Origin of the sequence: Fulvivirga aurantia, assembly GCF_009711475.1 — a bacterium.
Lineage (GTDB): Bacteria > Bacteroidota > Bacteroidia > Cytophagales > Cyclobacteriaceae > Fulvivirga > Fulvivirga aurantia.
On sequence record NZ_SMMD01000882.1, the window covers coordinates 1 to 13,481 of the forward strand.

The window sequence follows — 13,481 nt, forward strand, 5'->3', positions numbered from 1 at the left end:
GTATTCAAATCAAAAGTCAGTGAAAAGATACCTTCTCCTTCGTCTGACATTTTCAATTCCTCTGTATTACCTACTTCTGTCCATTCTGCCTTTGCAACATCTCCAATGCTCATCCCAGTAGAATCAACACCATTGGCCCACGTGTAAACGTAAACTTCATCTAAGGTCGCCATGGCTTCATTTTGCGCTAGATTTTGATCAAAGTATAGTGTCACAAAATCGTGTTGACCAAATTTTGCAGGGAACGTTCTGGATTCTGTCGGAATAAATTCAGATGGGTCTACTGTAAGGAACAAATCTACTGTTTGATCACCATTACCTTTACATGCCGCAAACTCTTTAGGTATAAAACCAATTTGACCACCGATCTCGGCTGGCGTAGCATCAAATAAATCTGTTGGGGTAAATGTAAAACTCCAAACCCCCTCTCCTTCATTATTCATTAGCAGTTCTGAATTAGACCCGTTACAAAAATCACCATTTCCTCCAACGCCATCCGGCCCAGGGCCGCCCGGAACAAATATCCAGATGTAAACTTCATCAAGTCCTGATAAATAAGTGCACCCTGATAGATCCACCGACAGTTTGACTTCATCTTCTGCTGTAAAAGCAGCAGGTTCAGTTGAAAATGTGGCCTGATCACAACTTTGAGCTCGTAGACCGACACTTCCTATCATAAAAACTATTAGTATTATATATTTTTTCATAATGTTATTTCTCAAAATTATAAACGTATGAAAGCACCGGCTTACCATTAGAAAACCTTGTCAACTTTAAAGAAAGCTGACCTTCGTTCAGACCTATATAGCTGCGAATTGTTAGTTTAAATTCTTCTCCACTATCACCAGAAAAAGTTATTGTTTCAGGAACTTCCGGATCATCTAGTTTCCAGCTACCTGAAGAAATTCCAATAATACTGGGTGCATTTGTGTTTTGTTCTTCGAAAGTTGTAGGGCTTCCATCCTCATTTTGATTAAGCACTAAAGTGTAATCTGAAAATCCAGCTCTGTTAGTAATATCTAAGGACTGAACAAATAGTGGGAACCCCTTGCTTATAGCTCCTTCATCATTTTGAATAACTGAACTTAAAGTCCAGGTTCCGGATATACCCGATGCTCTATCAAAAGGCTCACCGATATCATCAAATTCTTCTCGACAACCCATAAAGGCTGTTAACATTAATATTAGTATTGATATTTTCTTCATTTCTTTAATTCTTTAAGTTTAGCAGCCATTAGGTTCGTTACCTTCATAACCTTCTACAGTTTCTAGAGCAGGAAATTCTAGCAATAAACCATTACAGTCCCATGTTGCTCCTCCTACTGTTACACTCTGGCTCTGCTCCAGAACACCTATTCTCTTCACATCATGTAGATATGCACCTTCTGTGACCATTTCTATTCTCCTCTCTAAACGAGCGGCTTCTATTATAGAATTGGAAGAAGCTGTAGCCTCTAAGTTCTCATCTGCGCTACCATAAGCTCTTTCTCTTATATCATTGATATCTTGAATCGCCACGTTAAGATTCTCATTAAGGATGGCTGCTGATTCTGCTCTTATCAATTTGAGTTCAGTGATGTGTATCAAAGGCATATCAAAGTAATCTAAGCCATTATACTTGGTGATGAATATCTCTTCATCGGCAGTATCTTCCTCTTCTACTATAAACCATGCATATCTTAAATCATCGCTATTTGAAGCAACTAGCTCATAAACATCTGAGTCAATTTTAAGATTTGGATCATTTACATCAGATCGATAGTTATTTGTAAAACCTACTCCTCTATGATCTTGATTATTCAAACTTGGCATTACAAAGACACCTTCATCAGATTGACCTTGTGAAAATCTCACCATTAAATCTGAATCTAATGATGCGTCTCCATTTTCTATAACATCATTAGCCATCTCATAGGCCTGATCATATAGGTTACTGTAAAAATACAATCTTGCTAAGTAAGCTTTTGCTGCGTACTCATCGGCAAACCCGAATCCTCTATCATTACCATTCGCTAATAACGTTGCGGCTTGTAATAAATCTGACTCGACCTGGTCGTATGATTCCTGAAATGTAGACCTTAGTACAACCTCTTGAGAAGCTTCGGTCTTAATACTTATACCAGGGTGAGAGTTGTCAGATGTAAATCCGTATGGCTGTGCAAATTTCAAAAGAACATCCATATGTGAGATACCCCTTAAAAAGAAGGCTTCACCCTTTATCCGGTCGATATCAGACTGTGTAACGCCTGATACCCCTTCTATTTCCTCTAATAATACATTCGCTCTGAATGTAGTAATGTAAGGCTCTTGGTAATAACCTGATACAGAACCATTGAAAAAGCCAGTATTTCTACGATAAATCTCCTCGTAATCACCTGTTAAACCAGCTTCATCAATTTCTCTTGCCAATAAGTCAGAAAATATTTGAGACTGACCTCCAAGAAATCTCCCATTACTACCTCTTAAAACATCATAGGCAGAATTGAGTAATTGCTCATAGTCTTCTGCATCTACAAGTGCCTCTTCTGGGAGAAGCACATTTTCTTCTTCTAATTCCAGCTGTTCGTCACAGCTAAAAGCTGTGAAAATCAAAGCGGCTGATAATATATATATAAATGATTTTTTCATATTAGTCATCGATTAAAACTGAACATTAAGACCAAAAGTGAAAGACCTTTGCTGAGGAGGTGTCAGGAAAGACACATTAGGACTCAGGTTTCTATCTTGAGCATTTTGGAAATCTCTTGCTATTTCTGGATCACCTGGATATTTGGTAAATGTTAAAAGATTGCTACCAGTTAAAGACAATCGCACATTTTGGAGATTAAGTTTACTGCTAATTGATGAAGGTAAATTGTAACCCAAGCTCAGACTTCTTAGTCGAAGATAGCTCGCATCATATAAGAACAATGTTGAATTATACTGCCATACGCTTCCTCCATCAGGCCCTTGAATAGGCTCAAGAGTTAGCTTTGGTAGTTCTGCAATGTCTCCTGGTTGTCTCCAACGATCAGCTATGTCACCTCTGAAATTCCATACTGTCACCTGACTTGGCAACTGTCTTTTAGCCGAACCATCATAGATATTACCTCCAACAGTGAACGTGAAGAAAACATTTAAATCGAAGTTTCTATACTCAAACTTATTACCAATTCCACCTGTCAGATCAGGAATCACCGATCCTACAACTACTCTATTCTCTAAATCAAAATCAAAAGTTTCATTTCCGTCTTTATCTAACCAAATTGGTCGGCCAGACTCAGGATCAACCCTTGAAAATCTAACTAAGAAATTCGCACCTACTGGCTCACCTTCTACTACTCTCGTATCATTGAATCCACCCCCAATAGCATCTGAAGAGTAACCTCCGATATCAATTACTTCGTTAGTATTATGAGCTAGATTAATAGTGGTTGTCCATTTGAAATCACCCACTAGGTTTCTACTATTTAATGATAACTCAACACCTTGATTTTCTATTTCTCCAAAATTGTCCCAGAAATTAGTAAACCCTGTGCTCGGCTGTGTACCTATATTGATAAGTACATCAGTAGTATTTTTGTGATAATAAGCTAACTCTGTGGTTATTCTGTCTTCTAAGAATCCTGCTTCAATACCAAAATCTATCGTTCTGGTGCGTTCCCATTGAAGGTCTGGATTATTCAACCTTTCTGGAAAAATGGTGGGTTCACCATTGTATACCAGACTTCCTTGGCCAACTCCAAAGTTTCCAAATCTTTGAAAATCTGGCATATTAGCGTTACCTGTTAAACCCCAGCTGGCTTTCAACTTAAGAAATGAAACGAACCCTCCGTTACCGAAAAAGTCTTCTTCTGACATCATCCAAGCAATAGAGGCTGAAGGAAAGAATCCATACCTGTTATTTTTTCCAAACCTTGAAGAACCATCGACTCTTGCAGTACCTTGGAAAAAATACTTATCAAGTAAACTATAATTTAATCTACCAAAATAGCTCAGGAATGACCACTTCCCTACGTTCTCAATAGTTTCATTAAGTGTAGTCTCATTACCCTTCGCAAAATCTTCATTAACTGGTCCGCTTACATCAGTCCAATTAAATAAACTTCTATCTGTTGTTGATCTTTGAAACTCCTGACCAATCAAAACTTTCAACTTATCATCGTTGGGAAGTGCAAAATCGTAAGCAGCGGTTAAGCTGTAGTTGAAATTTGTAATATAGATATTTTCTTGATTAGCGTTTCCTAATGATGTGGTACTATTAATAAGTTCTGCAGGTCTATATTGATCATCTTGCAAATCAAGATAGTCCAGTCCACCTGTAGCGGTAATTGTTAGTTTTTCTATTGGGTTGTATACCAAATTTAGATTCGATACACTTCTATATTCTCTTGTCTGCCAATCTAACAACTCTCTCACCCTTACAGGATTACCCCATCCACCTGGATCTGCACTAGTTGGTAGATAATAGGTTCTATCAGGATTATCATTATCAAAAATTGGGAATATAGGGTTAGCTGAAGACATTGCAGCACCTAAGCTACCTTCAAATAAATCAACACGATCATTAAGGCCTCTTGAAAGGTTTTGAGAAAGTGCAACAGATAAATTGTCTAAAGGCTTATATTCTAAATTCACTCTGGCACTCATTCTTTCAAAGCTGTTTCCCTTTAGAAAACTTTCATTATCTGAATATGAAAGACCTACGTAAGTATTGAACTTTTCTGTTCCATATGTTCCTGAAAGATTGTAAGATTGGTTAAATCCCCTCTGAGTAGTTTCATCAATCCAATCTGTATCATTGGCTAGTGCTTCTTCCCAAGAAAAGCCATCGGGTAAAGGCACTCTACCAGTATTTCCATCATTTTCCCATGCTTCTTGTCTTAATTGAATGTATTCTGCAGCTGAAAGCATATCTGGCTCAAACGCCATTTCAGAAATACCCAAAGTAGAGTTGAAGTTAAATTTAGGTTTACCTCTTTTCCCTTTCTTTGTCGTAATTAAAACTACACCATTCGCTCCTCTTGAACCGTAGATACCAGCGGCTGCTGCATCCTTTAGTATGTCTATTGATTCAATGTCATTAGGGTTGAGTGTCGCTAATGGATTGTAATTCATCGCTCCAGAACCACCATTCCCTAAAATAAACTGATCTTGAGTTACTGGAATTCCATCAATAACATATAACGGATCACCTGCAGCACTAATAGAGCTTATACCTCTAATTCGAACAATCGAACCAGATCCAGACATTCCACTTCCTTGTACAACTTGTACACCAGCAGCTCGCCCCTGTAATCCTGCCTCAAAACTCGGCACAGGAATTTCAGTAAGTTCCTGGCTGTTTACACTTGCGATCGATCCAGTAACCTCTCTTTTAGTTTGCACACCATAACCAACAACTACAACCTCACTCAATTGAGTTACATCTGGGTTAAGTTGAATGTTTAGCTGAGACTGGTTTTGAATTGCAACTTCCTGAGTCTTATACCCAATAAATGAAAAGGTCAAAATATCACCCGAACTCACATTTAATGAATAGTTACCATCAAAATCAGTAACTGTACCAATTGTAGAGCCCTTAATGCTTATACTTACCCCAGGGAGCCCTTCACCATTTTCGGCATCGGTGACGACACCTGATATCTTACTCTGCCCATGAGCGGAATACAGCAGTAGTAGAAATAAAAATGAAAGTAAAAATTTTTGTTTCATAAGCTTAGGTTAATTATATGATTATTTAAAGATTAATAGTTTTTTCCTTACTCTTTACTGATACCCTTTTGCAACTTCATAACAAACGTTTGCGCTTTGGTTTTAGCAACAAAAAATCAACATTCAGGTAACGCAATCGTAACTTTCATATAATTAAATTTAAAATAAATATCGATTCTAGCAACATTTAGGGGCTGTTTTTTCAATCTTAATTATTGAAATCGTCTTCGCAAACGATTGCATAAAATCAGTATTTAAACAAACTTTTATACCACCCCTCGTTTTAGTACTATATTATGCCTCCAAAATCATCTATTGCATTTTTCCAATAATTCAACTTTAGCTTTAATAATATTATCTTCGTTCAGAAAATGAAAAAAAGTGAGCCTTTTGTTATATTGGCACTTTATAAAGTATTTTTAAGAACATGAAAGGCAGCCAGGTAACCATAAAAGACATAGCTAAAGCATTAGATATATCACCATCTACTGTATCACGTGCGCTTAAAGATCATCCGGACATCAGTCCGGCTACAAAAAAAGCCGTTAAGGAGCTTGCAGAAGAGCTTAACTATCAACCCAACTCTATAGCATTAAGCCTAAGGCAGCGTAAGAGCAATACCATAGGGGTAATTATTCCAGAGATTGTTCACTTTTTCTTTTCTACTGTTATAAGCGGTATTGAAGACGTGGCTTATGACGCTGGCTACAGTGTAATCGTGTCGCAATCCAACGAGTCTTACGACCGTGAGGTAATGGACACACAGGCGTTGTTTAACAATCGGGTAGATGGCATGCTTATATCTATGTCTAGAGAAACGACTAACTACGATCATTTTCTCTCTATCTATAAAAAAGGTATGCCGATGGTGTTTTTTGACAGGGCCTGCGATGCCTTAAAAACAAGTCAGGTATTGGTAGACGACTTTGATGGCGCTTATCAGGCTACAGAACACCTCATTAAACAAGGTTACCAACGCATTGCGCACTTAGGCGGGCCTGTAAGTCTTCTGATCAGCAGAAAAAGGCTAGAGGGTTACAAAGCAGCGCTTAAGGCCTATAATGTGCCTCTCGATGAAAGTCTCATCCTTAGCGACCACTCCTCTGATGATGAAGACAATGCCAAGGAAATCACCTCAATGCTATTAGATTCGCCTAATCCACCTGATGCTTTGTTTGCCATAAATGACATCGCGGCATTGGGTGCAATGATGGCTGTAAAAGAAAAAGGCCTTAAAATACCCAAAGACTTCGGACTTGTAGGTTTTAGCAACTGGCGTTTCACTTCAATGACAGATCCTGCCATGACCACCATCGATCAACCAGGGTTTGCCATGGGGCAGGAAGCTGCACGATTACTCATCAAAGAAATTGAGGCAAAAGAAGACGAGGTAATCGAGCCGGAAACTATCACACTAAAGACAAATATTATTGTCCGTGCTTCCTCAGTGAGAAGTTAAATTTTAATCTCAATTCTGGTTTTGTCATTTACGTGATTTTGGGACTTTCTAAAAGTTGGTCAAAATTCACTACCAAATTTCAATCGTAAACGCAATCGTTTGCGGTTTTTTTTTAGGTCGATCATGGGATTTTTAAGCGATTATATCATTAATTTGATCAATAAGCGCTGGTAAAAAGTGCACATTTTACAGACTAGAAATTCCAAAAATAGATGCTAGAACCTTCAGTTTCTACACATAAAAATCTTAGCCATTCCCTCGGCAATCTTACTTCATTTGAGAATACCGAAAATGGCATTATTGGCAAGACAGAGCAGGCAAATTTTAAGGTGTTGATCTACACTGATAACACCGTACGCATACACATTACTTTTACTGATACTTACGATGAAAATCCTTATTCAGTAATTACCAAACCTGAGAAAACGAGCTTTACCATAGATGATAATGACAATGCAGTTATTATTTCTTTACCCAAATTCGATTTACAAATCACCAAAGAGAATACTCGTTTTACTTTCTTAGACAAAACAGGCAAGGTGATCAACCAGGATGATCCTGGCTTTGGTACCTCACGCATCGGTGAGCAGATAACCACTTATAAAAGCCTGCAAGAGGGAGAGCGCTTTATAGGAATGGGAGAAAAAACAGGCCCCCTGGATAGAAAAGGCCATGGTTACCAGCATTGGAATACCGATTATTTTGGCTATCCTGAGGAAGGAGATCCTCTTTATTGCTCTACCCCTTTTTACATAGGGGTGCATAGTGGCCTTTCTTATGGTATTTTCTTAGACAACTCTCACAAAACGCATTTCAATTTTGGAGCGTCAAACAACCGCTTCTCAAGTTTCGCTGCCGATAGCGGTGATATGAATTATTATTTCATCCATGATGAGAATGTAGGCGAAATAATAAAAGCATATAGCGTGCTCACAGGAAAAATGAGCCTACCCCCTCTTTGGAGTATCGGCTATCAGCAATGTAGATATAGCTACTACCCTGACAAAGAGGTGACTACTTTAGCTCAGACCTTTAGGGATAAAGACATACCGGCCGATGTGATTGTGCTCGACATCCATTACATGGAAAAGTATAAGATATTCACCTGGGACGGTGAGCGCTTTCCGGACCCGCAAACCATGATTAAAACCTTGCAGGAGCGTGGCTTTCATATTGTGGTAATGTGCGACCCGGGTATAAAAATTGAAGAAGGCTATGGGCCATACCACTCAGGTAATGACGAAGATATTTTTGTCAAGTACCCTGACAATACACCATACAGTGGTGAAGTTTGGCCCGGATGGTGCCATTTCCCTGATTTCACAAACCCTAAGGCCAGAACCTGGTGGGAAGAAAACCTAAAGGTTTACACCGATATAGGCATAGATGGTTTTTGGAATGACATGAATGAAATCGCCACCTGGGGTCAGATGTTACCAGAATTGATTGAATTTGACTTTGATGGAGATAAAGCCACGGCCAGAAAAGGACGAAACGTGTATGGAATGCAAATGGCACGAAGTACCTACGAAGGCACTAAAAATCTCATGGGGAATAAAAGGCCTTTTAACCTCACGAGAGCAGGATTTTCTGGTATACAACGCTATGCAGCTGTCTGGACGGGTGATAACGTAGCCACTGATGAGCATATGTTATTAGGGGTTAGGTTAGTAAATAGTATGGGTCTGGCCGGTGTTCCTTTCGCTGGATATGACGTAGGAGGTTTTGTGGGAAATGCCACTGAGTACCTTTTTGCCAGATGGATTCAAATAGGCGCCTTCTCACCTTTCTTTAGAGGTCACTCGATGATCAATAGCAGAGATTCTGAGCCTTGGGCGTATGGAGAAGAAGTGGAAGAAATATCTCGTAATTATATCAAACTACGATATAAACTCATGCCATATATCTACGGGCTCTTTAAAGAAGCTGCAGATACCGGTATGCCTGTCGTACGTAGTTTAGCCATCGATTACACACATACTCCACTGGTTTATCAGGAAGCTTACCAAAACCAGTACACCATGGGTGATTCTATTTTGGTAGCTCCAGTAGAAAGTACCAAGGAACTTACGAAGGTCTTTTTACCGGAAGGAGATTGGTATGAGCTATTTACCGATAAGCAATATAGTGGCGATCAGGAAATAGTGGCAGAATGCCCGATCGAACAGCTGCCGTTATTTGTAAAAGGTTCTGCTATTTTACCACTTTACCCTGACGCAGGAGATAATACGCAAGAAAAAGGTGATGTATTAGAATTACATATTTACAAAGGTAAAGAGAGCAATACCTTCACCTATTATGAAGATGATGGCACTTCATATGACTATGAGCAGGATAATTTTTACGAGCGAAAAATTGATTATGCTCCTGAAGAAAACGTAATCAGGATTAGTAAGATAAACGGCAAGTATAATTCGGCAATTAGCACACTTAAGGTTTGTCTTCACGGTTTTGATGATACTACCTATTCTCAAAATGATCAACCAGTAGAAGCAGTAAACAAGTCTTATCAATTTGTAGAGCCAATCTCCAACTTTGATCCGATTTATGCTGCCGAAGAGCCGAGATTAAAAATTGATTCTATAAAAACCATAACCTGTGCAAACAGTGATGAAGAGATTATTATTAGCTGGTAGTTTTGCAAGTTTACTTTTAAGCTGTGGTCAAAATCAAAATTTGACAATCGAGCAGCACGAAGAGCCGCTGATAATTGGTAAGGCTAGCCCTATTACTTTACAAAATGGGAGTACAGAAATAACACTAACCGATTATGTACTCAAGCCCGAAAGAATCGACTCTATCACAGTAGACGGCTCTCTTAGCCTTGAGACTAAAGAAAACTCGCTTTTATTAAACGGTGATTTAGAAAAACCAGCTTCTCTATTACATTTTTGGTCTGGTGGTATTGCAGAATCAGTACTGCTTAAAAAATCTAATAAAACAGAACATATCTTTTCATACAGTGGCAGTGCAACTGATGTAAAAATTAAGGGAGAGTTCAACGCCTGGAACCCAAACAATACTACTCTCGAAGATACTGGCAGCGGTTATAAAGCCACCGTTACACTTAATCCGGGGCAATACCAATATTTATATGTAGTTGATGGTGTTGAGGTGCGAGATCCTAATAATCCTGACTCAGTGGATAACGGCATGGGAGGCTGGAACTCAATTATTAGAATACCGCGAGCTGATCGAGGTAAACTACCATTATTAAGTACAAACTCTACTAATGCCAATGAAATCATAATTAATGCCTCAAATCCGGCTACTGCTATCATTGCTTTCTACAACAATTACATGTTGCCATCAAAAGCCGTAAATATTGAAGGCAAAGCTATAACTCTTACCCTACCTGAGTCTGATAAAGAAACAGGCCGAAGTCACTTAAGAGTTTGGGCGTACAATAACGAAGGCCTTTCAAATGAAGTTTTGGTTCCGCTGGAAGATGGAAAAGTACTGGCTGATGCTTCAAAGCTTACCCGAGAGGACAAGGAAGCCATGATTATGTATTTCCTCATGGTTGACAGGTTCAACAATGGCAATACTTCTAATGATAAACCGCTAAATATCCCAGAAGTACACCCAAAAGCTGATTATCAGGGTGGTGACTTAGCTGGTGTAGAGCAAAAAGTTGCTGATGGATATTTTAAGTCACTTGGCGTAAACACCATATGGCTTTCTCCTATCACCCAAAACCCTGAAGGTGCTTATGGCAAGTACCCTACCCCTGAAACTGCGTTTTCCGGATACCACGGCTACTGGCCTATCCGCTCGAAGGTGGTTGACTATCGATTTGGAACAAGCGAAGAAATGCACAGCCTTGTGAATAGTGCACACAGTAGTGACATGAATGTTTTATTAGACTATGTGGCTAATCACGTTCATGAGCTGCACCCCGTATATCAAAACAATAAAGACTGGGCAACGGATCTTTATCTGCCCGATGGCTCTTTAAATACCGAAAGATGGGATGAGCATAGACTCACGACCTGGTTCGATACGTTTATGCCCACGCTGGATCTTTCCAGAATGGAAATTGTAGATCCCATGACCGACTCCGCTTTATTTTGGTTGAAAGAGTATAAAATAGATGGTTTCAGGCACGATGCTACCAAACACATTCCGTTAATTTTCTGGAGGGTGCTTACAGAAAAAGTTAAGAAACAGGTGGTGAAACCAGAGGACAAAATGATTTTCCAAATTGGTGAAACCTACGGAAGCCGTGAGCTTATCAGCAGTTATATCAACACAGGCATGCTCGATGCTCAGTTTGATTTCAACTTGTATGATGATGCTGTGTCGACATTCGCCAGAGATGAGGTTTCTTTTAAGAGACTTACTAATTCACTAAGGGAAAGTCTCTCCTACTATGGTGATCATAACCTCATGGGTTACATCACTGGAAATCAAGACAGGCCTCGCTTTATCTCATATGCCGATGGCTCGTTAAAATTTGAAGAAGACACGAAATTGGCCGGCTGGACCAGGGAAATAGAAGTGCAGGATACGACTGCCTATCACAAACTTTCGTCACTTACAGCCTTTATGATGACAATACCAGGTATACCTGTGATTTACTATGGTGACGAAATTGGCTCACCAGGAGGAAACGATCCTGACAATAGAAGGATGATGCGTTTTGAAAATCTTACAACTCAGGAGCAAGCCACTCTAGAAAGAGCCAGAAAACTCACTCATTTAAGGAAAAATAACCTTGCCCTTATTTTTGGAGACCTTAATATCCTTCAGGAGTCAGATGATTTTCTTGTCATTGAGAGAAATTATTTTGATAATCATGTGATCGCTGCATTCAATAAATCAAACAGTAAAAAGACTTATAGTCTTGATTCGGGCAATGACTACAAGACAAATTTCCGAGGTTCGGTTAGTGAAAACACACTCGAACTTCCTCCCTACAGCTTTGAAATAATTACTTATTAAACACTTTATGAAAAAATTACTAGCAATATCTCTATCGATTCTTTGTTTAGCCTCTTGTGCGCCAAAGGAAAAACAGCAAGACAGTAATAGTACTGCCACGTCATCTGCTGATACTTTCCCTGAAAAGGCGAAAGACATGAACATTTATGAGGTAAATATCAGACAGCACACGCCAGAGGGCACACTAAATGCTTTTGCAGAACACCTGCCAAGGTTGCAAAAAATGGGTGTCGATATATTATGGCTAATGCCAATTCAGCCTATTGGTGAGAAAAACAGAAAAGGGCCGTTAGGTAGCTATTATTCTATAAAAGATTATACAAATGTAAACCCAAATTTTGGCACACTCGATGACTTTAAAAATCTTGTAAAAGAGGCGCATGACCTTGGTATGTATATAATTTTAGATTGGGTACCAAATCATACTTCTTTTGATAACGCCTGGCTTGAGACCAACCCGGAGTATTACATGACCAGAGAAGAGGTAAACCGTGTGGCCGCATACCTTGACACTGACACTTCATACTACAAAGACAGTGAGAATGGCCTGGTACATGAGGCTGACTGGTCTGATATAGCCCTTCTTAACTTATACAACAAGGACACCAGAGATGCGATGATTGACGCCATGAAGTTTTGGGTAACTGAGGCAGATATTGATGGATTTAGAGTTGACCATGCCGGTCATGAAATTCCGCTTTACTTCTGGGGAGAACTTAGAAATGAGCTAGACCCTATCAAAAACCTATTCTGGTTAGCCGAGTGGGATGAGCCTCGCATGCACCTGTACTTTGACATGACTTACGACTGGACGTTATTGCACATGACAGAAGCTATCGCTAAAGGTGAAGAAACTGCTGATCATATTGAGAAGCACATCAAAAACGATTTGGCCCTTTATGGTCAGAGAGCTTATAGAATGAATTTCATCACTAATCATGATGAGAATTCATGGGCAGGGACTATCAATGAGCGCTATGGAGATGGTGGAGAAGCTTTTGCTGTATTTAGTTTTACAGCTTATGGTATGCCATTACTTTACGGTGGCCAGGAAGCAGGGCTAGACAAGAGGTTGGCTTTCTTTGACAAAGACTCAATTGATTGGTCAGACATCAAGTATGAAGCATTTTATACCAAGCTTATAAAATTGAAAAAAGATAATAAGGCACTATTTAACGGTGAATATGGTGCTATGCCTGAGTTCCTCGAAGATAACAATGAAAACGTATTGTCTTTTGTAAGGGCCAAAGATGGAAATGAAGTGATTGTGCTTATCAACATGTCTAAAGAGTCACAAAACGTAACTTTTAGTGATGCGAGGCTCAATGGCACGCACACTGATTACTTTACTAGCGAAGAAGTAGCAATTAATACTGGTGAAGCG

Annotated in this window: 8 protein-coding genes; 4 read left to right on the top strand and 4 right to left on the bottom strand. The window is 39.3% G+C overall.

The genetic code is table 11. The annotated features are described in order from the left end of the window. The 4 genes from E1176_RS14605 to E1176_RS14620 all read right to left on the bottom strand — a co-directional run. The coding region (locus E1176_RS14605; protein ID WP_222933156.1) for a hypothetical protein at window positions 1–707 on the bottom strand (707 nt) is incomplete at its 3' end. Between the two features lie 4 nt (window positions 708–711). After that, a complete protein-coding gene (locus tag E1176_RS14610; RefSeq protein ID WP_155211375.1) occupies window positions 712–1,206 on the bottom strand; it encodes a DUF5004 domain-containing protein in 495 nt (164 codons plus the stop codon). Between the two features lie 18 nt (window positions 1,207–1,224). Next, entirely contained in the window at window positions 1,225–2,628 is a 1,404-nt protein-coding gene (locus E1176_RS14615; RefSeq protein WP_185152824.1) for a RagB/SusD family nutrient uptake outer membrane protein, read from the bottom strand. Between the two features lie 12 nt (window positions 2,629–2,640). Beyond that, complete coding sequence (locus tag E1176_RS14620) at window positions 2,641–5,694, bottom strand: SusC/RagA family TonB-linked outer membrane protein (protein ID WP_155211377.1); 3,054 nt, start codon at window positions 5,692–5,694, stop codon at window positions 2,641–2,643. A gap of 427 nt (window positions 5,695–6,121) precedes the next feature. On the opposite strand from E1176_RS14620, the gene E1176_RS14625 reads away from it, so the two are divergent. The 4 genes from E1176_RS14625 to E1176_RS14640 form a co-directional block, all read left to right on the top strand. After that, window positions 6,122–7,153, top strand: coding sequence for a LacI family DNA-binding transcriptional regulator (locus E1176_RS14625; protein ID WP_155211378.1), 1,032 nt, complete (start codon window positions 6,122–6,124; stop codon window positions 7,151–7,153). Window positions 7,154–7,365: 212 nt separating this feature from the next. Continuing rightward, window positions 7,366–9,789 (top strand): glycoside hydrolase family 31 protein, encoded by a 2,424-nt coding sequence (locus tag E1176_RS14630; RefSeq protein ID WP_155211379.1) that lies wholly within the window; start codon window positions 7,366–7,368, stop codon window positions 9,787–9,789. Next, entirely contained in the window at window positions 9,764–12,097 is a 2,334-nt protein-coding gene (locus E1176_RS14635; RefSeq protein WP_155211380.1) for an alpha-amylase family glycosyl hydrolase, read from the top strand. The genes E1176_RS14630 and E1176_RS14635 overlap by 26 nt, the downstream gene beginning before the upstream one ends. A gap of 7 nt (window positions 12,098–12,104) precedes the next feature. Then, the coding region (locus E1176_RS14640; RefSeq protein WP_155211381.1) for an alpha-amylase family glycosyl hydrolase at window positions 12,105–13,481 on the top strand (1,377 nt) is incomplete at its 3' end.